At 66.7% G+C, this 21668-nt stretch carries 19 protein-coding genes and 1 pseudogene; 14 read left to right on the top strand and 6 right to left on the bottom strand.

Annotated features, from left to right (window positions below; genetic code table 11):
- The first annotated feature begins 352 nt into the window (after nucleotides 1-352).
- The gene (locus DIE16_RS07220) at nucleotides 353-1477 is read left to right on the top strand and encodes an OpgC domain-containing protein (RefSeq protein ID WP_124486046.1); all 1125 of its coding nucleotides are present in this window, start codon (nucleotides 353-355) and stop codon (nucleotides 1475-1477) included.
- A 49-nt stretch (nucleotides 1478-1526) separates the two neighbouring features.
- Here the strand turns inward: DIE16_RS07220 and DIE16_RS07215 are convergent, their stop codons facing one another.
- Both DIE16_RS07215 and DIE16_RS07210 read right to left on the bottom strand, forming a co-directional pair.
- Entirely contained in the window at nucleotides 1527-1733 is a 207-nt protein-coding gene (locus tag DIE16_RS07215) for a hypothetical protein (protein WP_044844987.1), read from the bottom strand.
- Nucleotides 1734-1853: 120 nt separating this feature from the next.
- Nucleotides 1854-3377 carry a peptide MFS transporter gene (locus DIE16_RS07210; RefSeq protein ID WP_044844988.1) on the bottom strand — a complete coding sequence of 508 codons (1524 nt, stop codon included), beginning with the start codon at nucleotides 3375-3377 and terminating at the stop codon, nucleotides 1854-1856.
- 498 nt (nucleotides 3378-3875) lie between these two features.
- Here DIE16_RS07210 and DIE16_RS07200 point away from each other — a divergent pair, with 498 nt between their 5' ends.
- The 7 genes from DIE16_RS07200 (at nucleotide 3876) to DIE16_RS07170 (ending at nucleotide 11767) form a co-directional block, all read left to right on the top strand.
- Entirely contained in the window at nucleotides 3876-4454 is a 579-nt protein-coding gene (locus DIE16_RS07200; RefSeq protein WP_044844989.1) for a cupin domain-containing protein, read from the top strand.
- Nucleotides 4455-4631: 177 nt separating this feature from the next.
- Nucleotides 4632-6245, top strand: a complete 1614-nt coding sequence (locus DIE16_RS07195; protein WP_124486047.1) for a peptide ABC transporter substrate-binding protein — start codon at nucleotides 4632-4634, stop codon at nucleotides 6243-6245.
- A gap of 11 nt (nucleotides 6246-6256) precedes the next feature.
- Nucleotides 6257-7195 carry an ABC transporter permease subunit gene (locus DIE16_RS07190; RefSeq protein ID WP_124486048.1) on the top strand — a complete coding sequence of 313 codons (939 nt, stop codon included), beginning with the start codon at nucleotides 6257-6259 and terminating at the stop codon, nucleotides 7193-7195.
- Nucleotides 7196-7208: 13 nt separating this feature from the next.
- The gene (locus DIE16_RS07185) at nucleotides 7209-8111 is read left to right on the top strand and encodes an ABC transporter permease (RefSeq protein ID WP_044844992.1); all 903 of its coding nucleotides are present in this window, start codon (nucleotides 7209-7211) and stop codon (nucleotides 8109-8111) included.
- A gap of 2 nt (nucleotides 8112-8113) precedes the next feature.
- Nucleotides 8114-9106 carry an ABC transporter ATP-binding protein gene (locus DIE16_RS07180; RefSeq protein WP_124520099.1) on the top strand — a complete coding sequence of 331 codons (993 nt, stop codon included), beginning with the start codon at nucleotides 8114-8116 and terminating at the stop codon, nucleotides 9104-9106.
- Nucleotides 9103-10134 (top strand): ABC transporter ATP-binding protein, encoded by a 1032-nt coding sequence (locus tag DIE16_RS07175; protein ID WP_044844994.1) that lies wholly within the window; start codon nucleotides 9103-9105, stop codon nucleotides 10132-10134. Before DIE16_RS07180 ends, DIE16_RS07175 begins: the two co-directional genes overlap by 4 nt.
- Before the next feature lie 160 nt (nucleotides 10135-10294).
- Nucleotides 10295-11767: an OprD family porin gene (locus tag DIE16_RS07170; protein ID WP_044845036.1), complete on the top strand. Its 1473-nt coding sequence runs from the start codon at nucleotides 10295-10297 to the stop codon at nucleotides 11765-11767.
- Between the two features lie 68 nt (nucleotides 11768-11835).
- Here DIE16_RS07170 and DIE16_RS07165 read toward each other — a convergent pair whose 3' ends face one another.
- Together DIE16_RS07165 and DIE16_RS07155 are read right to left on the bottom strand one after the other, a co-directional pair.
- The gene (locus DIE16_RS07165) at nucleotides 11836-12828 is read right to left on the bottom strand and encodes a DedA family protein/thiosulfate sulfurtransferase GlpE (RefSeq protein ID WP_044844995.1); all 993 of its coding nucleotides are present in this window, start codon (nucleotides 12826-12828) and stop codon (nucleotides 11836-11838) included.
- 163 nt (nucleotides 12829-12991) lie between these two features.
- Nucleotides 12992-13267, bottom strand: coding sequence for a hypothetical protein (locus DIE16_RS07155; protein WP_044844996.1), 276 nt, complete (start codon nucleotides 13265-13267; stop codon nucleotides 12992-12994).
- Nucleotides 13268-13603: 336 nt separating this feature from the next.
- Between DIE16_RS07155 and DIE16_RS07150 the strand changes: the two are divergent.
- Nucleotides 13604-13741, top strand: a pseudogene (locus DIE16_RS07150) (GNAT family N-acetyltransferase); the annotation flags it as partial.
- Nucleotides 13742-14292: 551 nt separating this feature from the next.
- On the top strand, nucleotides 14293-15888 hold the full coding sequence (locus DIE16_RS07145) for a thioredoxin family protein (RefSeq protein WP_124520097.1): 1596 nt from the start codon (nucleotides 14293-14295) through the stop codon (nucleotides 15886-15888).
- 48 nt (nucleotides 15889-15936) lie between these two features.
- Here DIE16_RS07145 and DIE16_RS07140 read toward each other — a convergent pair whose 3' ends face one another.
- Both DIE16_RS07140 and DIE16_RS07135 read right to left on the bottom strand, forming a co-directional pair.
- Nucleotides 15937-16188, bottom strand: coding sequence for a DUF4148 domain-containing protein (locus DIE16_RS07140; RefSeq protein ID WP_124520095.1), 252 nt, complete (start codon nucleotides 16186-16188; stop codon nucleotides 15937-15939).
- Between the two features lie 456 nt (nucleotides 16189-16644).
- Entirely contained in the window at nucleotides 16645-18048 is a 1404-nt protein-coding gene (locus DIE16_RS07135; protein ID WP_044845000.1) for a GntP family permease, read from the bottom strand.
- 326 nt (nucleotides 18049-18374) lie between these two features.
- Here DIE16_RS07135 and DIE16_RS07130 point away from each other — a divergent pair, with 326 nt between their 5' ends.
- From DIE16_RS07130 to DIE16_RS07115, 4 genes are all read left to right on the top strand, one after another.
- Nucleotides 18375-19862 carry a sigma-54-dependent Fis family transcriptional regulator gene (locus DIE16_RS07130; RefSeq protein WP_124520093.1) on the top strand — a complete coding sequence of 496 codons (1488 nt, stop codon included), beginning with the start codon at nucleotides 18375-18377 and terminating at the stop codon, nucleotides 19860-19862.
- Between the two features lie 66 nt (nucleotides 19863-19928).
- Nucleotides 19929-20468, top strand: a complete 540-nt coding sequence (locus tag DIE16_RS07125) for a BON domain-containing protein (protein WP_124520091.1) — start codon at nucleotides 19929-19931, stop codon at nucleotides 20466-20468.
- A 61-nt stretch (nucleotides 20469-20529) separates the two neighbouring features.
- Complete coding sequence (locus DIE16_RS37025; RefSeq protein ID WP_235879175.1) at nucleotides 20530-20814, top strand: hypothetical protein; 285 nt, start codon at nucleotides 20530-20532, stop codon at nucleotides 20812-20814.
- A 104-nt stretch (nucleotides 20815-20918) separates the two neighbouring features.
- On the top strand, nucleotides 20919-21215 hold the full coding sequence (locus DIE16_RS07115) for an H-NS family nucleoid-associated regulatory protein (protein ID WP_044845003.1): 297 nt from the start codon (nucleotides 20919-20921) through the stop codon (nucleotides 21213-21215).
- The last annotated feature ends 453 nt before the right edge of the window (nucleotides 21216-21668 follow it).

Genomic DNA, 21668 nt, shown 5'->3' with positions numbered 1-21668 from the left:
GTGCGCATTGCTTGCGTCGCGTCACGCGATGCCGGCGTCGAACCGGCATCGCGCTGATGTGCAGCTGACGTCTGGCTGGCGGCCTCGCCAGCGTTGCATCGCCGATGTCACGCCTGTAATCGAACAGAAGATTCCGTTGCACTTTGTTACTTAGGGTATCTCCCGACCGGCCGCTAGACTGATCTGACCGCCTCCTCTTCGTATGCGGCTTTTCCATGAACGGTCATTTTCGTGCCGGGCCGGCCGGGTTGGCGCGATACGAGCATACGCGTAGCGCCGCCGATCGCGTTCGCCTTCTCCCTTCCGAATCCTCCTTCGGTGCATGCCGCACCGTCGTCGTGCAGGTGCGGCCATGTCGTTGAACACACCGCCTGCCGTCCCGATGCCGCCGACCCGTAGCGCGCGCCTGATCGAAGTCGATTTCTTCCGCGGCATCGTGCTGCTGATGATCGTCGTCGATCACATCGGCGCGAGCGTGCTGTCGCGCGTGACGCTCCATGCATTCGCGCTGTGCGATGCAGCCGAGGTGTTCGTGTTCCTCGGCGGCTTCGCGACCGCGAGCGCGTACGGCGCGATCGCCGACCGGCACGGCGCGCGCGCGGCGCAGCGGCGGTTCGTGCGCCGCGCGATGCAGATCTACCGCGCGTTTCTCGCGACGTCGACGCTGATGCTCGTCGTGTCCGCCGTGCTCGACCATTACGGGATCGACACGCCGAACCTCGCGCTCGACGACGTCAGTGTGATGCTCGCGTCGCCGCTCACGGGGCTCGCCGAACTGCTCACGTTCCAGCGCCAGCCGTATCTCGCGTCGGTGCTGCCGATGTACGTGCTGTTCGCGCTCGCGTCGCCGGTGATCGTGCCGTTCGCGCGCCGCCATCCGTGGCTCCTCGTCGCGTTCGGCGCGACGTCGTGGCTCGCGGCGGGCTGGCTCGGCCCCGAGCTGCTGGACACCGATGCGTTCCGCTGGAACTTCAACCCGTTCGCGTGGCAGCTGATGTTCGTCGCCGGCGTGCTCGCCCGCTGCCAGCCTTTCTACCGGTACGTCGCGCTCGGGCGCTGGAGCGCCGCGGCGACCGGCGTCGCGTGCGCGATCGTGCTCGGTTGTGCGAGCTACAAGCTGTTCTCGGGGCTGCCGTTGCCGGAAGGTATTCTCAAGCGCGATCTCGCGCTGCCGCGCATCGTGAGCTTCGCGGCGATTGCCTGGCTGATGGCCGACTGCGTGCGCTACGGCTGGATCGCGCGCATTGCGCGGGCCGTGCAGCCGGTCGTCGCGGTCGGCCGGCGCGGCCTGATCTGCTTCGTCGCGGGCGCGGCGATCTCGCTCGTCATCGATTCGCTGCTGCATCCGGTCGCGAACGGCGCCGAGCTGCGGCATATCGGCGTGGGCCTCGCGGCCGACGCATGCGCGGTCGGGCTGATGATGGCGGTGGCCGGTTCGGGAACGTGGTTCGCACGCCGGCGCGGCGCGGCCGCGTGAACGGTGCGGGAAAACGCGCAGGCGGCACGCAACGTGCCGCGCTGTGCGCTCAGTGAGGTGAGCCGATACGGGAGCGGGGGACGACGGTCGCGTCGTCGGATTCGGCGTCGTCGCGTTCGTCGGACTTCGGATCGTCCTGCTGCGCGAGCACCGCATCGGCTTCGGCCGCGGCCCGGGCGGCGCGCAATGTAGTGCAGCGCTGCGCGTGCCGGATGTCCGACAGTATCCTCAAGAGCCGAGTCGTCTTGTTTTTCATGATCTTCTCCCGCCAGTGCGCATCACGACGGAGCGGATGCGCCGTTGCAACCAGTGTAGGACGTGCTGGCCGCGCTGGCGGGAGAATGTGGCGTGCACGCCGCACGCCGAGGGATAGTACTTACTGCGCCGAGGCCATCGCCTGCGCCTGCACCGCTTCTTCCTCGCGGCGCTCTTCCGCGCAGCGCTGATGCTGGCGCGACAGGCGGTTCATCATCGGCAGCAGCAGCAGGGCGAGCAGCATGCCGATCGCGGCGAGCCAGCCGAGCTTCTCGAACAGCGACAGGTACAGCGGCAGCGATTCGGTGGCCGGCAGGTCGTGCGACGGCATCTGCGCGAAGTTCGCGACGACGCTGCCCAGATACTGCGACACACCCGTCGCGACGAAATACGCGCCCATCATGAAGCCGCTCATGCGCGCCGGCACGTAGCGGGCGATCATCGCGAGGCCGAGGCCGCTCACCAGCAGTTCGCCGAGCGAGTAGAGGCCGTAGCCCCACACCATGAACCACGACGACACGCGGCCGTCCACCGCGTAGCGGCCGCTGATCGTGAACACCAGGTAGCCGGCGGCTACCGCGCCGAAGCCGAACGCATACTTCGCGGCGACCGGCAGGTCACGGCCGCTCTTCGAGAACGCGTTGTAGACCCACACGAGCACCGGGCTCAGCATCATGATCCAGATCGGGTTCAGCGCCTGGAACTGCGCGGCGCTCCACGTGAACAGCGTCGTGCCGAACAGGATGAAGCGCGGATCGACGTTGCGCAGCGCGAACAGCGTGAGCGACGTCGACATCTGCACGTAGAAGATGAAGAACAGGATCACCTGGCCGATCAGCACGAGCGCCGCGATCAGGCCCGCGCGTTCCGAACGCTCCGACTTCGCGATCATGTACGCGAAGATCGCGAGGATCGCGAACGCCGCCGTCCATACGCTCGCGACTGCGAGCTGCTTGTGCTGCAGCACGTACAGCGTGACCAGCGCGAGCGCAACGCCGCCTGCCGCCACGCCGCCGAGGCGCTTCCAGCGGATCGGTTCGTCGTCGGGCTGCGAGCCGATGTGCGCGAGCGTGCGGTGCATCAGCATGAAGTTCAGGATCGCGAGCAGCATGCCGGCGCAGCAGACCGCGAACGCGGTGTGCCAGCCCCAGTGATCCTTGATCCACGGCGTCGCGAGCATCGACACGGTCGAGCCGATGTTGACCGCCATGTAGTAGATCGTGAACGCGCTGTCGATGCGCGCATCGTCGCCTTCGTAGATGCGGCGCACGAGGTTCGCCGCGTTGGCCTTGAACAGGCCGTTGCCGACGACGATCACGCCGAGCGATGCGTACATGTACGCCAGCGCGTCGTTCGGGATCGCCAGCATCAGGTAGCCGGCGCACAGCACGGCCGCGCCGATGATCATCGTGCGACGTGCGCCGAGCACCTTGTCGCCGATCCAGCCGCCGATCGACGGCGACGCGTAGACGAGCGCGGTGAACGCGCCCCAGGTCAGGTTCGCATGGCTGTCGGTGAAACCGAGCCGGTCGACCATGAAGAGGACCAGGAGCGCGGCCATACCGTAGTAGCCGAAGCGCTCCCACATTTCGATGAGGAAGACCGTCGTAAACGAACGGGTCTGTGAAACAGGTGCGTGCATCATCAATCTCGTTTGAAACGGACGGCGCGGATCGCGCGTCGCCTTGGGGTCGAACTGGCGCCGGAGCACGGTGGCCGGGTAGGCTTTGCGTCGGCGATGGAGCAGTCGGGCGGGTTAGCCCGGGCCGGGGTCGGACTCCGCCCGATAAGGCGGTGCGAGGCCCCGACCGGCACGCGAGTGGTAACGTTTGCCGGTCCGGTGCGTCAGGTCCGCGCCACTCAGGGAAACTCCCGATATGGCAGCAGCTTTCAGGAAAATTTGTCTCATCATCTATTTGTAAGCTTCGCGCCCGTTCTCCGAAAATTCCCGGAGAGCCGCTTGCAGCTTGCCTGTGAAGCCGGCGAGTCTGGCAAGATAGCGCGTCGTTTCGCCCGCTTCGTGCCCTGTTTAGTGCACCGGGCTCAACACCGAAGACGTGTGCGAACCCGAAGATTAAGCTATCTCGTATTAACTTAGTTACTTTCCATCAAACATTTTTTGACGACCACTTTTCGGCCTGCTATGGTTCCCCCCACTGAAAACTCGCGAGCGGCAGACGCTGCCGCACTCGGCAGCAAGATTCGCGCGTTGCGCCAACGACTCAAGCGCACGCTCGACGACACCGCTACCGCCGCGGGGATTTCGAAGCCGTTTCTGTCTCAAGTCGAACGCGGGCTCGCGTCGCCGTCACTGACGTCGCTGGCCGGTATCGCACAAGCGCTCGGCGTGACGGTGCAGTACTTCGTGGATACGCCGAGCGAGGAACGCTCGGTCTGCAGAGGCGATCAGTTGCGCTTCTTCGGATTCGCCGATTCGGCGAACCTGTTCGCGAGGCTGACCAACGTGACCGAAGGGCGTCAGCTCGAGGCGATCCTCGTGCGGATGCCGCCGGGGCAGAAGCGGTCGGAGGTGACGACCCATGCAGGAGAGGAATTCCTGTATGTGATTGAAGGGGAAGTGTCGCTGACGCTGGAAGGCAAGACGTTCGTCCTGCAGGCCGGTGACAGTTCGCACTATCAGTCGACGGTCCCGCACAGCTGGGTCAACACCGCGAAGGTCGAGTCGGTGGTGGTCTGGGTCGGTACGCCGCGGCTGTTCTAACGCACAGGTATTCCTTCGTTTCCAAGACGGAATGCCTGTCGAAAGAAACGTAAGGAATACTAAGATGCAATACGAGAATCACGGGCCTCCTCAATCGCTGTACCCGTCAGCGTCTCACGCGTAACCGCGGCATCCGCCGCGCATCGCTCGCCGAACAACTTTCTCAAGACTGCCACGATGAAATCCTTGCATGCCATGTCGGCCGTGCTGGCCGCGCTCGCCCTGACGACGCCCGTCGCCCACGCCGTTACCGTTCCGTCGAACGTCACGCTCGCTCCTCAACAGGACCTGACGCGCCAGGTGCCCGCCGAAGTCGAGTCGCTCGACCCGGCGCACATCGAATCGTGGACCGGCAACACGATCGGCCTCGACCTGTTCGAAGGGCTTGCCCGCATCGACGCGGCCGGCCAGGTCGTGCCGGGTGTCGCGCAGTCGTGGGAGCGCAAGACGCCGCAGACCTGGATCTTCAAGCTGCGCCACGATGCGAAGTGGAGCAACGGCCAGCCCGTGACGGCCGCCGATTTCGTCTACTCGTGGCAGCGCCTCGTCGACCCGAAGACGGGCTCGAAGTACACGATCCTCGTCGAGTTCGTGAAGAACTCGAAGGACATCATCGCCGGCAAGGCCGCGCCGACGACGCTCGGCGTGCGCGCAGTCGACCCGTACACGCTGGAAGTGACGACCGACGTGCCGGTCGCGTTCTTCCCCGAACTGACCGCGATGGTGCCGCTCGCGCCGGTGAACAAGGACACCGTCGCGAAGTTCGGCGACGCATGGACGCGTCCCGGCAACATCGTCAGCAACGGCGCGTACCAGCTCGTCGACTGGCAGCCGAACAACCGCATCGTGATCTCGAAGGACGCGAAGTACTGGAACGCGCCGAAGGTCGTGATCAACAAGGTCACGTACCTGCCGATCGAAAGCGACGAAACGGCGATGCGCATGTACCAGGCCGGCCAGATCGACTACAGCTACTCGATCCCGTCGGGCATCTTCCAGCAGGTCAGCAAGCAGTTCGGCGGCGAACTGCGCCCGGGCCTGCAGCTCGCGACCTACTACTACTACCTGAACAACAGCGACGCGGCGCTGAAGGACAAGCGCGTGCGCCAGGCGCTGTCGATGGTGATCGATCGCGACGTGCTGACGTCGAAGCTCACGCAGGCCGGCGAGAAGCCGATGTACGGCCTGATGCCGAACGGCACGAAGGGCGTGCACCCGTTCACGCCGGAATGGGCGTCGTGGCCGATGGCCAAGCGCGTCGCGACCGCGAAGGACCTGCTGAAGCAGGCCGGCTTCTCCGATGCGAAGCCGCTGTCGTTCACGCTCACGTACAACACCAACGACCTGCACAAGAAGGTCGCGCTGTTCACCGCATCGGAATGGCGCACGAAGCTCGGCATCGACACGAAGCTCGAGAACGTCGAGTTCAAGGTGCTGATGAAGGAGCGGCATGACGGCAAGGTGCAGATCGCGCGCGACGGCTGGTTCGCCGACTACAACGACGCGATGACCTTCTTCGACCTGATCCGCTGCGGCAGCTCGCAGAATACCGTCGGCTACTGCAACAAGCAGGCCGACACGCTCGTCGACGAAGGCAACCAGAAGCTCGACGACAAGGCGCGCGCCACGCTGCTCACGCAGGCGCACGACGCGGCGATGAACGACACGCCGATGGTGCCGCTGTTCCAGTACTCGGCCGACCGTCTCGTGAAGCCCTACGTGGGCGGCTACTCGCTGAAGAACGTGATCGACATGCGTGCTTCGCAGGACATGTACCTGATCAAGCACTGAGCGGAGCGATCATGCTGGCCTACGCATTGAGACGCACGTTGTGGGCGGTGCCGACGATTCTCGCCGTCATCACCGTCTGCTACCTGCTGCTGCACTTCACGCCCGGCGGTCCGTTCGATACGGAGAAGCAGCTGTCCGCGGCGACGCTCGCGAACCTGAACGCGAAGTACCACCTCGACGAGCCGCTGTGGAAGCAGTACCTGCTGTATCTCGGTTCGCTGCTGCACGGCGATCTCGGCCCGTCGTTCCGCTACGTCGACTGGTCGGTGAACGATCTCGTGAAGAAGGCGCTGCCCGTGAGTCTCGGCGTGGGCGGCATCTCGATCCCGCTCTCGATCGGGTTCGGCGTGCTGCTCGGCACCGTCGCGGCCGTGCGCCGCGACAGCGTGATCGACCGCTTCGTGATGCTGATCGGCAACTTCGGCAACGTCGTGCCGCCGTTCGTGCTCGGCCCGGTGCTGGTGTGGATCTTCGCGATCCTGCTGAAGACCTCGGCCGGCAACGGCTGGCTGCCGGCCGGCGGCTGGGGCGACGGCGGCTGGCAGTACAGGCTGCTGCCGATCGTGCTGCTGACCTTCATCAACGTATCGCTGCTCGCGCGCGTGATGCGCGGCTCGATGATCGAGACGCTGTCGAGCAACTTCATCCGCACCGCGCGCGCGAAGGGCCTGCCGGGCTCGACGATCGTGCTGCGCCACGCGCTCAAGCCCGCGCTGATGCCGGTCGTGTCGCTGTTCGGCACGGTCTGCATCACGTCGATCACGGCGGCCGTCGTCACCGAATCGGTGTTCGCGCTGCCGGGGCTCGGGCAGCTCGTCGTGAACGGCGCGATCAACCGCGACTACACGCTGGTGCTCGGCCTCGTCGTGCTGACGACCGTCTGTGCCGTGCTGTTCAACCTGCTGGTCGACCTCGCGTACGCATGGCTCGATCCGCGCATCCGTTATTGAGCGAGGCACTGCGATGACTCCGACTACTCCCGTCGTCAGTCTGCCTGTGCAGACCGACTCGCCGCCGCGTTCGCGCTCGCCGCTCGCGCTAGCGTTCGCGCGCTTCCTTCACAACCGCGCGGCCGTGTTCAGCCTCGTGCTGCTCGCGCTGATCACGCTCGCATGTTTCGTCGGTCCGTGGCTGCTCGCGGCCGATCCCGCCGCGAGCGACTGGGGCTCGATCAGCCTCGCACCGACGCTCGCGAACCAGCACTGGTTCGGCACCGACGAGCTCGGCCGCGACCTGCTCGTGCGCACGCTGATCGGCGGCCGCGTGTCGATCGAGGTCGGCCTGCTCGGCACGCTGGTGTCCGGCCTGTTCGGCGTGGCGTGGGGCGCGACCGCCGGCTTCGCGGGCGGGCGGGTCGACTCCGCGATGATGCGCGTCGTCGACATGATGTACGCGATCCCGTACCTGCTGATCGCGATCCTGATGATGACCCTGTTCGGCCGCTCGTTCATGCTGGTCGTGCTGACCATCAGCGCGTTCTCGTGGATCGACATGGCGCGCGTCGTGCGCGGCCAGACGCTGTCGCTGCGCAATCGCGAGTTCGTCGACGCGGCGCGCGCGATCGGCGTGTCGCCGGCGTCGATCGTGCTGCGCCACGTCGTGCCGAACCTGCTCGGCGTGGTCGTCGTGTACGCGACCGTGTCGGTGCCGAACATCGTGCTGACCGAATCGGTGCTGTCGTTCCTCGGCCTCGGCGTGCAGGAACCGATGACGAGCTGGGGCGTGCTGATCCAGGACGGCGCGCAGAAACTGGAATCGATGCCGTGGCTGCTGCTGGCACCGGCCGTCATGCTGTGCGTGACGCTCTACTGCGTGAACTTCGTTGGCGACGGCCTGCGTGACGCGCTCGACCCGAAGGATCGCTGAAGATGGCTGTTCTGTTGGAAGTAGAAAACCTCGGCGTGCGCTTCTCGCGCAAGGACGCGCCGCCGATCGACGCCGTGAGCGGCGTGTCGTTCTCGCTCGAAGCCGGCAAGACGCTCGGCATCGTCGGCGAATCGGGCTCGGGCAAGAGCCAGACCGTGATGGCGCTGCTCGGCCTGCTGGCCGGCAACGGCGCGACGACGGGCGCCGCGCGCTATCGCGGCGACAACCTGCTCGAGATGGATACGCGCGCGCTGAACGCGGTGCGCGGCGACCGGATCGCGATGATCTTCCAGGATCCGATGACGTCGCTCAATCCGTTCCTGACGATCGAGCGGCAGATGACCGAGACGCTGCAGCTGCATCGCAAGCTGTCGCGCAAGGAAGCGACGAAGCGCGCGATCGAGGCGCTCGAGTCGGTGCGCATTCCCGACGCCGCGCGCCGCATCCGCATGTATCCGCACGAGTTTTCCGGCGGCATGCGCCAGCGCGTGATGATCGCGATGGCGCTCCTGTCCGAGCCGGAAATCCTGATCGCCGACGAGCCGACCACCGCGCTCGACGTGACCGTGCAGGCGCAGATCATCGACCTGCTGCGCGAGCTGAACCGCGAGCGCGGCACCGCGATCGTGCTGATCACGCACGACATGGGCGTGGTCGCGGGCCTCGCGGACGACGTGATGGTCATGTATGCGGGCCGCACCGTCGAATACGCGCCGGCCGACTCGATCTTCGCGGCGCCGTCGCATCCGTACACGATCGGCCTGCTCAACGCGCTGCCGCGCCTGACCGACGCCGACGACGCGCCGCTCGTCGCGATTCCCGGCAATCCGCCGATGCCCGGCACCGCGCCGGCCGGCTGCGCGTTCGCGAAACGCTGCACGTATGCGGAGGCGCGCTGCGGTACCGCACGCCCCGCGCTCGAAACCTATGGCGCGGCGGGCGCGGTGCGCGCGTGCCACCGGCCGCTGGCCGATCTGACGGGAGGTCTGCGATGAGCGTCGATGAACGCCGCAATGCCGGCGCGACGGGCACGACGAGCGATACGCTGCTGTCCGTCGACGATCTGAAGGTGCATTTCCGCGTGCCGCTCGGCGGCTATCCGTGGTCGCCGAAGGGCACGCTGCGCGCGGTCGACGGCGTGTCGTTCGACGTGAAGCGCGGCGAGACGGTCGGACTCGTCGGCGAGTCGGGCTGCGGGAAGTCGACGCTTGCGCGCGCGCTGATCGGCCTCGTGCCGATGACGGCCGGCACGGTGCGCTGGCGCGGCGAAGCCGTCGCGCCCGATCACCTGCGCGGCACCGCGATGCGCCGCGAAGTGCAGATGATCTTCCAGGATCCGCTCGCGTCGCTCGATCCGCGCATGACGATCGAACAAATCGTCGCGGAGCCGCTCGTCACGCACCACGCGGGCCTCGGCCGCGCCGAAGTGCGGCGCCGCGTGGTCACGATGCTCGAACGTGTCGGCCTGAACGCGCATCACCTGCTGCGCTATCCGCACGAGTTTTCCGGCGGACAGTGCCAGCGCGTCGGCATCGCGCGCGCGCTGATCGGCGAGCCGAAGCTCGTGATCTGCGACGAGCCCGTATCGGCACTCGACGTATCGATCCAGGCGCAGATCGTGAACCTGCTGCGCGACCTGCAACGCGAACTGTCGTTGTCCTATCTTTTCGTCGCGCACGACCTGGCGGTGGTGAAGGCCATCAGCCAGCGAGTGCTCGTGATGTATCTCGGCCGCGTGATGGAGTTCGGCACGCGGCATGACGTGTACGGCGTGCCGCAGCACCCGTACACGAAGGCGCTGCTCGATGCGGCGCCGACGCCGGAGCCGGCGCGCGAGCGTGCTCGCCGTCCGATGCTGCTGGCGGGCGAGATGCCGTCGCCGCTCAACCCGCCGTCCGGCTGCGCGTTCCGCACGCGCTGCCCGGTCGCGATCGACGCGTGCGCGCAGGACGTTCCGTTGCCGGAAGTGCGGCAGGGCTCGCCGGCGCGTGTCGCGTGCATCCGGGCGGGCGTGGCGGCGTGAAGTGACGCAGCAAACATAACCAGGCAGGTCAACAGGGGTAGGGTGCGGCGCGAATGATCTTCGCGCCGCGGGTAAAGGCGCGTCCTTAACCGGGCTCGCCGGGGGGCTGGAAGCGGATCGCAACCGGCGTGGACGACATCAACACAAGACGAGAATGACGATGAACAAGCAAAAGACGATCGGGACGGCATCGAAGATGCTGCTTGCATGGGGCTTGCCGGCGCTTGCCGGCGTATCGCTGAGCGGCGTGGCGTACGCCGACGACGCGGCCCCCGCACCGCTGACGGTCGCGCAGGCGGCGCCGTCCGCCGGCGCAGGCACGTCGGTTGCGCAGGCAACGACCCCGAACGCCATTATCAACGCCGAGGCGACCCAGGCCGTCACGCCGCCCGACGAGCCTTCGGCACAGTCGAAGTCGAACGGCTTCATTGCCGACAGCCACCTGAATTTCCTGTTCCGCAACTATGCGGACACGCTCGACAACAAGGGCGGCCCGCACCGTCACGCGTGGGTCCAGGGCGCGATGGCGAACTTCGAGTCGGGCTACACGACCGGCCTGATCGGCATCGGCTTCGACGCGTCGTTGTATGCGGCGCTGAAGCTCGACGGCGGTGCCGGCGCGGGCAGCATGGTGCACATCGCGAAGGGCGGCGGCGGTTCGAACCAGCTCGCATGGGCCTATCCGGGCATCTACGACGTGAAGGCGCGCATCTCGAACACGGTGGTCAAGTACGGGCTGCAGGCCGTCGACAACCCGTTCATGGAACAGCACGACAACCGCGCGCTGCCGCCGACGTTCCTCGGCGCGACGATCGTCAGCAACGAATTCAAGAACGTGATGCTCGAGGCCGGCAGCTTCACGAAGACCGATGCGCGCGGCCACACGACGCTCACCAACCTCACGACGCAATACGGTGGCACGCGCATCAATCGCCTGACCTACGTCGGCGGCACGTGGGACTATTCGCCGGACGGCGAAGTCGCGCTGTACGCCAACCAGGCCGACGACGTGTGGCACCAGTACTACGCGTCGGTGAAGCACAGCATCGGCGATACGAAGTCGATCAAGTGGACCGGCTTTGGTAACGTTTACTCGACGCACGACACGGGCGACGCGCTGCAGGGCAAGATCAACAACAACGCGTACAGCCTGTCGGTGGCTGCGCAGCACGGCCCGCACGAACTGCTGCTCGGTTATCAGCAGGTGCTCGGCGACCAGTTCTTCGACTACCTGAACGAAACGAACGGCATCTTCCTGACCAACTCGATGGACGTCGACTACAACGCGCCGCACGAAAAGTCGCTGCAGCTGCGTTACACGTTCTACGGCAAGGAAGCGGGCCTGCCGGGCTTCAAGGCGATGGTCTGGGGCGTGACGGGCTGGGGCGCGGACGGCAGCGCAGGGGCTGCGAACGATCCGAGCAAGTCGAGCATCTACTGGAGCAACGGCGCGCCGGTGCAGGGCCGTCACCACGAGTTCGGCTTCATCCCGTCGTACACGTTCCAGAGCGGCAAGCTGAAGGACACGAAGGTCACGTTCATCGCGATGTGGCACACCGGTTCCACGCACACCGCGGACGCGACCAACAAGGAGTACCGCCTGGTCGTGAACGTGCCGCTGCACGCGTTCTGATCGAAGGGGGGACGCAACGTCCCCTTCAGTCGTTTTCGTCTCGCGCGGCCGGCCTGCGACCCGTTCGATCAGGCCGGCTTGTGCAACCCCGCCACCGGATCGTTCGCGGCGGGCATGTCCTCCACCAGCGACGTGAGCTGGCGGCCCGTGTCGCGCCAGGCGTCGAGGCCGCCGCGCAGCGGCAGCGCATCGGTGAAGCCTGCGTCGAGCAGGCGCTTGGCCATCAGCGCGGCCGTCACTTCGTTCGGGCACGAGCAATACACGACGAACTTCTGTGAGAACGGATAGCGCGCGACGATGTCCTCGATGTGCCGTTCGTCCGCGAACTGCGCGCCGGGAATCGTGAACGGGTCGAGCTTGCGGTGTTCGGGCGAACGCACGTCGAGCACCACCGGCGCGGCCGCATCGCGCAGCAGTTCTTCGAGCTCGTCGACGCCGATCCGCGCAGTCGCGAGCTGGCGGATCAGCGCGCGGCGGCGCATCCAGCGCACGGCCGCGTAGACGGCCAGCAGTGCGACGATCACCAGCAGTACCGCGCGGCCGAGCCGGCTCGCGCCGGCGAACAGCCAGTCGATCTGCCGATAGAACACGAGCCCCGCGAGGAGGCCGACGATCGTCCACAGCGCGGCGCCGAGCGCGTCGTAGCCGGCGAACGTGCGATAGCGCGTGCCGAGTGCGCCGGCCATCGGCACCGACACGAGCGACAGCCCGGGAATGAAGCGGGCGACCGCGAGCACGCGCACGCCGTAGCGGCCGAAGAATCGTTCGGTCTTCTTCACGCAGGTGTCGCGCGACAGCGACAGCCGGCAGATCGTCTTCAGCGTCGTGCCGCCGTAGCGCCGCCCGGCGACGTACCACACGGTGTCGCCGATCAGCGCGCCGAGCACCGACAGCGCCAGCACCGTCAGGAGCTGCGAGCCGATCATCGCCGGATTCATCGCGGCCATCGCGCCGAACAGCACGAGCGTCGGCATCGCCGGTACGGGCAGGCCGATGGCCGCCGCGAGCACGTTGGCGAAGACGAGAAGCGGCCCGTATTGGGCGACGAGGTCACGGAGCATGACGGCTGGCCGAAAAGGAAGCGCGTGTGGAAGGTACGAAGATGGGCCGATTATCGGCCATTTTCAAGCGGACGGCGGGGAATGACGCAAAGCGCCTGACGGCGGCAGGGTGATGCGGGCGGATCGGTGAGCCGGTGCGTTGTGCGCGGCTCACCGGTCGACATCACGAAGGGGTAGGGGTGCGGACGAGCGAGGCGGCGCCGTGGTTTTCGCCAGGCAGTTCGGCGCCGTGCGAGCGGATCGCCGCGATCAGCTCGGCCGGCGTGATCTCGTAGCGAACCTCGCGGTGAATGCCGGGCTTGCGCTCGTCGATGTCGATCAGCAGCACGCTCTTGCCGTCGTCGGTCGATTCGAGCCGGAGCGAGCGCAGTTCGCGGCCGTCGGCCGGGTCATGTTCGGTGAGCAGGGTCATTGCCCCGGATGAGCCGGTAGTGCGCATCGAACCTATCCTCGTATCGTGTGTGCCAGGTTGGCGAAGATGTCGTTGTTGAATGCAGCTTGACGAAGTTTAACGCGAATGGGCCACAACACGGAGCATTTTCGTGGTCCCTGAATGAGGGCTGCACCGGCCATCCTTCTGATGTTTGAGCCGCGCCGGGCGGGCGTTTTGGCCGGATCGGACCGATCCGCGCCCGGCGCCCGGCCGGTGCGCGGCCGGGAGGCGCGGGTGCCGTCAGAAGCGGTCGGCGAGGCCCATCGCCGGGTCGCTGACCGAGTGGCGGCCCGTTTCGACGCGGCCGGCCATGCGGCGGGAGAAGCTGGCGTCGCTGTCGGTTTCATCGACAATCCGGCGGCGATCGCACTGTACGAAAAGCACGGCTTCCGGATAGAAGGCGAGGCGCCGGACTATGCGCTGCGCGACGGTGCGTATGCATCGGTGTTTCAGATGGCGCGGATCAAGGGGCGGCAGTGATGGACGCGTGCTGAAGCGCGTGCGGGCCGGCGCGTCGTTGCATCGGCCGCGGCATGTGCATGTATTGGCCATGCCGTGCGCCTTGTCGTGCCTGCCTCCGTGTACCCGATCGCGTGCAGCGACCGACGGCAGTCAATGCAGCGCCGCATGCAGCGCAGTGAGTGGTCGCGTCGACCGCCCAGGCGCGCACGTCGGCGACGTCACGCTTCATATCCATTCGAGAATTCGTTCGTTTTCAACCGGCGGCGAGAATCGTATCGTCAAATGATTTGCCGGTCGCCGTGGTTGTCGCGGTTGGTACGGCTGCGCGGTGTGCGCATGCAGCGGCCGGTCTGGGCCTTTCGCATCGATGCCTGCGTGATCCCTACGCGATGCCCACGGCCGATGCCGGCATGCGTCGTGCCATCCGTCGATGCCCTTCGTTGTTGCATCGCTTCGTCGTGTTTTCGCTTCGCCGTTTCGTGCGCAAGGGCCGGCCATCGCAGCGTACCGGTTCCGCCGTCGCGCGACGCCGCTATCCGCAACCGTCTCTTTCAACGGAACCCGCCTTGATGAAAACCGTCCTCCGTAACCTGACTGCAGCCTGCCTGTTCGCCGCCGCGGGTGCGGCGTTTGCCACCAACGCGCCGCAGGGCGCTCCCGTATCGGGCCCGTCGAGCGGCGGCGCGCATCTGCCGCCCGGCATCGCTTGGCAGCAGGGCGACGTCGATGCCGCGTTCGCGCTCGCGAAGCGCACCGGCAAGCCGCTGCTGCTGTACTGGGGTGCCGTATGGTGCCCGTCGTGCAACCAGGTGAAGTCGACGATCTTCAGCCAGCAGGCATTCAAGGCTCGCTCGTCGTTCTTCGTGCCCGTGTATCTCGACGGCGATACCGAAAGCGCGCAGAAGCTCGGCGAGCGCTTCAAGGTGCACGGCTATCCGACGATGATCCTGTTCCGTCCGGACGGCACCGAAGTGACGCGGCTGCCGGGCGAGGCCGATCTCGAGCGCTACATGCAGGCGCTGTCGCTCGGGATGACGGCCGCGCATCCGGTGCGGCAGACGCTCTCGACCGCGCTGAACAACGGCGCGGCGCTGACGCGGGCCGAATGGCATCTGCTGGCCGACTATTCCTGGGACACCGACGGCGCGCTGCCGGTGCCGGCCGATCGTGTCGCGCTGACGCTGCAGACGCTGTCGCAACGTGCGCGTGCCGCCGGCGCGAAGGCGGACGCCGCGCGCTTCGCGCTGAAGTCGGCGGTGGTGGCGGCATCTGACGATCCCGCACAGGCCGGCGCGCTCGACAAGGCGGCGCTCGCCGACGCGCTGCGCGCGGTGCTGCGCGAACCGGCGCTGGCGCGGGCGGATTCGGACGTGCTGGTCGCGGCGCCCGCGCGCGTGGTCGCATACCTCGGCGGCGACGCCGCGCAGCGCACGACGCTGCGCGACGCGTACGACACGGCGCTCGCCCGCCTGTCGACCGATTCGACGCTGTCGTCGATCGACCGGCTGATGGCGCTGCACGGCCGCGTGCTGCTCGCGCGCAACGACGCGCACGCCGGCGCGCCGCTCGCCGCGCCGGCGCTGGTCGATACCGCGCGCAAGCAGATTGCCGCATCGGTGCAGGGCGCCGCGAACGCGTACGAGCGGCAGGCGCTCGTCAGCGAAGCGGCGGACACGCTGACCGACGCTGGGCTGTACGACGAATCCGACGTCTTGCTGAAGGCCGAGTTGCCGCGTTCGGCGACGCCGTACTACTTCATGTCGGGGTTGGCCGCGAATGCGAAGGCGCGCGGCGACAAGGCCGCGGCGCTCGACTGGTACCGCAAGGCATACGACTCGGCGAGCGGACCGGCGACCAAGCTGCGCTGGGGCGCGACCTATTTCGCGAATGCGGTCGCGCTGGCGCCGGACGATTCTGCACGGATCGAAGCGATCGCCGCGAGCGTGCTCGCGCAGGCCGGCAAGACCAAGGATGCGTTTTATGGGGCGAACCTGCGTGCGCTGACCAAGGTCGTCACGCAGCTGAATCGCTGGCGCGGCGGCGGCGCGCACGATGCGTCGGTCAGGTCGGTCGTGAAGCAGTTCGACGGAGTGTGCGCGAAGCTGCCGGCGGGCGACCCGCAGGCAGCGCCATGCGCGAAACTGATCGAGCCGGTGAAGGCGTGACGGCTCGCGACGGAGCGGTCGGGCGGGGCGGCCGCGTCGTTGCGGCGATTACCGGGCCGACTCCGGTGATGCACCGCGGTCGTTGTCATATCCGGCACCTTGCTGGCGGGCGATCTTCGCTTCGGCGGAAACGATGCTGGCCGGATAGAACCAGTCGCTCGGCTGGAAGCCGGCCTGCTTGAGCGCCTTCACTTCGGCGCGGACCTGCGCGCGCGTGAGCGGCGGGTTCGACTGCGCTTGCGCGGCGAGCGGGGCGGATATAGCCAGGGCAACGGCAACTGCGTGAATCAGGCGCTTCATGATCGTGACCTCCATGTTTCCAGCTGGGCGGCCGGACTTCGTTTGACGAAGCGGCGGCGGTTGAAAGCAGTGTAGGCCCGACCACGCGCGGGAAAAATGCGATCGCTCCCAACGCAGTGTTCTGCTGCCGGAAACAATGAACGGTGGAGCGGACGGCCCGGATGGCGGCACGTGACGGGCGACAGGCCGTCCGGTCTGCACCGCAATGTGGCGTCGAGCGATTCCGGTCGGTCGGGGACGAAGTGTCGGATGGGAATCCCGGCGATCCGTGCTGGTTTGCAAGCGGAGGTATCGGGAAGGTGCGGCGCGTCGCGACAAGCATCGCGCCGTGGTGCCGCTGCGGCAATGCCGGCCGGTCGAACAGCCGGGAACACGCGGAGGGAGGAAGGCGCGCCGGCCGCGTCGATGCGGCCGGCAGGGTTGGGCGGCGCTCGGAACGCCGCCCGATGCGGCGGCTTACACGAGGCCCGTCGTGTAGTACACGGCGATCACGAAGAACACCGCGAGCGTCTTGATCACGGTGACCGCGAAGATGTCGCGATACGACTCGCGGTGCGTGAGGCCCGTGACCGCGAGCAGCGTGATGACGGCGCCGTTGTGCGGCAGCGTGTCCATGCCGCCGCTGGCCATCGCGACGACCCGGTGCAGCACCTCCATCGGAATGTTGGCGGCCTGCGCGCCCTTGATGAACAGGTCCGACATCGCGGCGAGCGCGATGCTCATGCCGCCCGACGCCGACCCGGTGATGCCTGCGAGCGAGCTGACCGACACGGCCGCGTTCACGAGCGGGTTCGGAATGCTCTTCAGCGCGTCGCTGACGACGAGGAAGCCCGGCAGCGCGGCGATCACGCCACCGAAACCGTATTCCGACGCGGTATTCATCGCGGCGAGCAGCGCACCGCCGACGGCGGCCTTCGAACCGGCCGCGAAGCGGTCGCTGACGCGCTTGAACGCGGTCAGGACGACCAGCACGATGCCGAGCAGCAGCGCGGCCTCGACCGACCAGATCGCGACGACGGTCTTGATCGACGTCGTGACCGGCGTGTGCACGCCGGGCAGCACGTCCGGCGCGACCGTGTACGACGCAGCGCCGTACCACTGCGGAATCAGCTTCGTGAACGTGAAGTTCGACGCGCCGACGAGGAGCAGCGGCAGGATCGCCAGCGCCGGATTCGGCAGTGCCGTCGCTTCGACGCGCTCCGGCTCGTTGACGAGCGACGTGCCGTAGCCTTCGCCCTTCGCCATCGCCGAACGGCGGCGCCATTCCAGGTACGCGAGGCCGACGACGATGATGAACAGCGAGCCGATCGTGCCGAGTGCGGGTGCGGCCCAGGCGGTCGTCTTGAAGAACGTGGTCGGGATGATGTTCTGGATCTGCGGCGTGCCGGGCAGCGAATCCATCGTGAACGAGAACGCGCCGAGCGCGATCGCGCCGGGCATCAGCCGCTTCGGAATGTTGCTCTGGCGATAGAGCTCGGCCGCGAACGGGTACACCGCGAACACCACGACGAACAGCGACACGCCGCCATAGGTGAGCAGCGCGCACACCGCGACGATCACCGCATTCGCGCGCGAGCGGCCGATGTAGCGGATCGCGGCGTGCACGATCGACTCGGAGAACCCGGACAGTTCGATCACCTTGCCGAACACGGCGCCGAGCATGAATACCGGGAAATACAGTTTGACGAAGCCGACCATCTTCTCCATGAAGATGCCGGAGAAGACCGGTGCGACGGCGGCGGGTTCGATCAGCAGGACTGCGCCGAGCGCGGCGATCGGCGCGAACAGGATCACGCTGTAGCCGCGATACGCGGCGAACATCAGGAACGCCAGCGCGGCGAGGACGATCACGAAAGACAAGGGAGTCTCCTAATAGCTTGGAATGGCTTTGGTTGTTGTTCGATCGCGGAGCGCGCCGCGGACCGGCCCAGGTTCCTGCAGATTTCGTGCCATCGGCCGCATTGCGCCGCCGGACATGGGTCCGGGGCAGGCCGGCGGGCCCGCGCCGGCCAATGTCTGAAGATTCTACATAAATCGTCTCCATCCGGAGACGCTTTGGCCGTCGGGACAGCCCATCGAATCGGGCAGGGCTTTCCCGGACAAGGCATTCCGGCGTGTCTCCAAAATGAGATACTGCGTCCCGTTCCGGAGACATCCGGCCAAGCATATGCGGAGACGACGACACGATGATGAACGACTGGGCGCGCCTGCCCGTCAATTACGGCGACGTGCTGCTGCGCGCCGCCGAGTCGCTGTTTCGGACCTTCGAGGATTCGAGTGCGGGCACGGTGGTCGTCGATCGCGACGCGCGCGTCGTGTGGATGAACGAGCGTTATGCGGCGCGCTTCGGGTTCGCCGATCCGCAGCAGGCAGTCGGCCTCGACTGCGAGGCGGTGATTCCGAACAGCCTGATGCGCGAGGTCGTGTCGACCGGACAGCCGATCCTGCTCGACATCATGGAGACGGGCCGCGAGCCGCTCGTCGTCACGCGCCTGCCGTTGAAGAACGAGGCGGGCGAGACGGTCGGCGCGATCGGCTTCGCGCTGTTCGACCAGTTGAAGACGCTCACGCCGATCTTTTCCCGTTACGCGCAGCTTCAGCAGCAACTGATCGCGACACAGCGTTCGCTCGCGCAGGCGCGCCGCGCGAAATACACGTTCGCGAGCTTCGTCGGCACGAGCGCCGCAAGCCTCGAAACCAAGCGGCAGGCGCGGCGCGCGGCACAGGTCGATTCGCCGGTGCTGCTGCTCGGCGAGACGGGGACCGGCAAGGAACTGCTCGCGCATGCGATCCACGCGGCGTCGGCGCGCGCGCTCCAGCCGCTCGTGACTGTCAACGTCGCGGCGATTCCCGACACGCTGCTCGAAACCGAATTCTTCGGCGCGGCGCCGGGCGCGTATACCGGCGCCGACCGCAAGGGACGCGTCGGCAAGTTCGAACTGGCCGATCGCGGCACGCTGTTTCTCGACGAGATCGGCGACATGCCGTTGCCGCTGCAGGGCAAGCTGCTGCGCGTGCTGCAGGACAAGGAGTTCGAACCGGTCGGCTCGAACCGGATCGTGCGCGCCGACGTGCGGATCATCGCCGCGACGTCGGCCGACCTGCCCGCGCTGGTCGAGGCCGGCCGCTTTCGCGCGGATCTCTATTACCGGCTCAACGTGCTGACGATTCACGCGCCGCCCTTGCGCGAGCGCGCGTCCGACATCGCGGCGCTCGTCTATGCGACGCTCGAGGAACTCGCCGCGCAGCACGGCCGTGCCGCGCACTGCGAACTGACCGACGATGCGCTGCGGATGCTGTGCGCGTACCCGTGGCCCGGCAATGTGCGCGAGTTGCGCAACACGCTCGAGCGCGCGCTGATGCTGTCGGATCGCTCGGTGATCGATGCGGGTGCGCTCGCGCCGTTCCTCGGGCCGGTGCGCGTGGCGCCGGACAGCGTGCCGGCGGGCATGCGGGCTGTTCCGTTGCCGCTCGGCCGAGACGCGGGCGACGCATCGGGTGCCGCCGGTGTGCCGGTCGTTTCGTATGCCGATGCATTGGCCGCGTGGGAGCGCCAGTTCCTGATCGACGCGCTCGCGGCCTGTGACGGGAAGGTCGTGGAAGCGGCCGCCCGCATCGGCATTGGCCGGGCGACGCTCTACAAGAAACTCGCGGCGCTCGGGATCGAGCGGTAGCAAGCGGTGGCCGATGCGCCCGGACATGACGAACGGCACCGGTGATGTGCCTGACAGGAGACAACGATGAAGCGAATCGGCATGGCCGGATGGCTGGCCATACTGGCGGCGACGTCCTCGTTCGCTCAGGCGGCCGACGAGGATTCGCCTGCGGTGCGGCGCAACTGGTACAACGATCCGTTCGTCGCGTTGTCGCGGGGCTTCGCGGAATGCCCGCTGCCGCTCGGCCCGTGGATGACGCGTGCCGAGATGACGGACGACGCGCATTACCGCGCCGAGCGCGGGACCACCTGCTGGCTCGCTCACCGCTGCACGAAACCGAATTCCTATATGTATGACGCGCCGATCGCCGAGGCGGCGAAAGCGCATTTCGCGGGCACCGATCGTCTGCAGGGCACGAGCCTGTGGATCACCGTGCAGCGGCGCTTCATCTATGTCGAAGGGTGCGCCGATCCGGCATTCGATCGGGAGGCGCTGGCGCGCGAACTCGGCGCGCTCCCCGACGTCGAGCAGGTGTTCGTTCGCATCACCGACGATCCGCACCGGGCCGTGCCGTACAAGACGCGAGGACGCCCGGACCGGACGCCGGACCGAGCGCGGGACTGAACGTGTGACGACGGTGCGTGGCATACTCGCGGCATTCAAAAATCGGTTGACGGAAAGAACAATGAATCACATGCTTGCGTCGGTCTGTCGGTGGCCTCGAACGCATTGGCGTCGGGCCGGATTGTTGGCCCTGGTTGCGGGGCTCGGCGGCTGCGGCGGTGGGGCGCCGCTGTTCACTTCTGACGGGCGCCCGACTACGCAGGTGCAGTGCACCGGCAGCGACTGGAGCAATTGCACGGACAATGCCCGCGCCATCTGCAATGGGGAATACGACGTCCTCCAGCAATCGACCGATGACGCCGTGCGAAATCTTCTCTTCGCATGCAAGAGGAAAAGCGGCTATTGATCCTGATATGCCTGGATAAGGAGACCATAATCGGGTGAAGCGCTTTTCCATTCGCTTGGAGTCGGCTATTTTTCATGAATAACACTCACGGAGTCCCATCCAATATGGCGACCTACAGGCAACTGACAGCGCAGCTCGAAAGACTTCAGCAAAAGATCGACAAGGAACGCGAAAAGGCGATTGCCGATGCGATTGCCGCCATTCGGGCGAAAATCGAGGAGTTCGACATTACCGCGGAAGAGCTCGGTTTCCGGCCGATCGGCACTGCTGCCGCCGCGAAACCGAAGCGTCCGTTGCCGCCGAAGTACCTGAATCCGAAGACGGGCGAAACGTGGAGTGGCCGCGGGCGTGCGCCGGCATGGCTCGGCAAGAACCGCGCGCGTTTCCTGATCAAGGACTGACTCCCGAAAATCCTCACCTTTCGTGCGCTGACTGACGGTGCGAACGGCCATGCGGCCGTCGCACCGTTTTGTTTTTGGGTGGCGACAGCACGACTTGAAACCGCGAATTGAACGCCAATGCCGCGCGATTGACGGATCCCGTTTTGCGAATTCACCGCGATTCGACCGGATATCGCCGCGAATTCCGGTAAACAACCCTGCAATTACGCGGCATGCGTGCATTGGTGTTGTCGATCGCCGCGGTGCTGATGTATCGCCGATTGCCTTCACCTCTCGCGCATTGGCGCATTGCGCCGTGCAATTCCCGAACTTGCTCACCATGGTTCCTGTAAATCCTCACCTTTGAAGTGACGGCCGAATGACCGCATCGTGTCGCCTTCGCCCATTCCGTCGTGCGAAGGCGTCGGCGACCGGCCCATGTTGCGGGCATTGATGCGCGTCGCACAGTCGGCC

The organism is Burkholderia sp. Bp9090 (genome assembly GCF_003857985.1).
Classification (GTDB): Bacteria; Pseudomonadota; Gammaproteobacteria; order Burkholderiales; family Burkholderiaceae; genus Burkholderia.
Note: the sequence above shows the minus strand (reverse complement) of the source record. Positions and strands in the feature narration are given on the sequence as shown.

What these genes read in the sequence shown, in the direction of transcription:
- DIE16_RS07220 (WP_124486046.1), top strand. Translation starts at nt 353, where the DNA reads ATGTCGTTGAACACACCGCCTGCCGTCCCGATGCCGCCGACCCGTAGC.
- DIE16_RS07130 (WP_124520093.1), top strand. Translation starts at nt 18,375, where the DNA reads ATGATGAACGACTGGGCGCGCCTGCCCGTCAATTACGGCGACGTGCTG.
- DIE16_RS37025 (WP_235879175.1), top strand. Translation starts at nt 20,530, where the DNA reads ATGAATCACATGCTTGCGTCGGTCTGTCGGTGGCCTCGAACGCATTGG.
- DIE16_RS07190 (WP_124486048.1), top strand. Translation starts at nt 6,257, where the DNA reads ATGCTGGCCTACGCATTGAGACGCACGTTGTGGGCGGTGCCGACGATT.
- DIE16_RS07175 (WP_044844994.1), top strand. Translation starts at nt 9,103, where the DNA reads ATGAGCGTCGATGAACGCCGCAATGCCGGCGCGACGGGCACGACGAGC.
- DIE16_RS07145 (WP_124520097.1), top strand. Translation starts at nt 14,293, where the DNA reads ATGAAAACCGTCCTCCGTAACCTGACTGCAGCCTGCCTGTTCGCCGCC.
- DIE16_RS07165 (WP_044844995.1), bottom strand. Translation starts at nt 12,828, where the DNA reads ATGCTCCGTGACCTCGTCGCCCAATACGGGCCGCTTCTCGTCTTCGCC.
- DIE16_RS07155 (WP_044844996.1), bottom strand. Translation starts at nt 13,267, where the DNA reads ATGCGCACTACCGGCTCATCCGGGGCAATGACCCTGCTCACCGAACAT.
- DIE16_RS07125 (WP_124520091.1), top strand. Translation starts at nt 19,929, where the DNA reads ATGAAGCGAATCGGCATGGCCGGATGGCTGGCCATACTGGCGGCGACG.
- DIE16_RS07215 (WP_044844987.1), bottom strand. Translation starts at nt 1,733, where the DNA reads ATGAAAAACAAGACGACTCGGCTCTTGAGGATACTGTCGGACATCCGG.
- DIE16_RS07210 (WP_044844988.1), bottom strand. Translation starts at nt 3,377, where the DNA reads ATGATGCACGCACCTGTTTCACAGACCCGTTCGTTTACGACGGTCTTC.
- DIE16_RS07185 (WP_044844992.1), top strand. Translation starts at nt 7,209, where the DNA reads ATGACTCCGACTACTCCCGTCGTCAGTCTGCCTGTGCAGACCGACTCG.
- DIE16_RS07200 (WP_044844989.1), top strand. Translation starts at nt 3,876, where the DNA reads ATGGTTCCCCCCACTGAAAACTCGCGAGCGGCAGACGCTGCCGCACTC.
- DIE16_RS07115 (WP_044845003.1), top strand. Translation starts at nt 20,919, where the DNA reads ATGGCGACCTACAGGCAACTGACAGCGCAGCTCGAAAGACTTCAGCAA.
- DIE16_RS07170 (WP_044845036.1), top strand. Translation starts at nt 10,295, where the DNA reads ATGAACAAGCAAAAGACGATCGGGACGGCATCGAAGATGCTGCTTGCA.
- DIE16_RS07180 (WP_124520099.1), top strand. Translation starts at nt 8,114, where the DNA reads ATGGCTGTTCTGTTGGAAGTAGAAAACCTCGGCGTGCGCTTCTCGCGC.
- DIE16_RS07140 (WP_124520095.1), bottom strand. Translation starts at nt 16,188, where the DNA reads ATGAAGCGCCTGATTCACGCAGTTGCCGTTGCCCTGGCTATATCCGCC.
- DIE16_RS07195 (WP_124486047.1), top strand. Translation starts at nt 4,632, where the DNA reads ATGAAATCCTTGCATGCCATGTCGGCCGTGCTGGCCGCGCTCGCCCTG.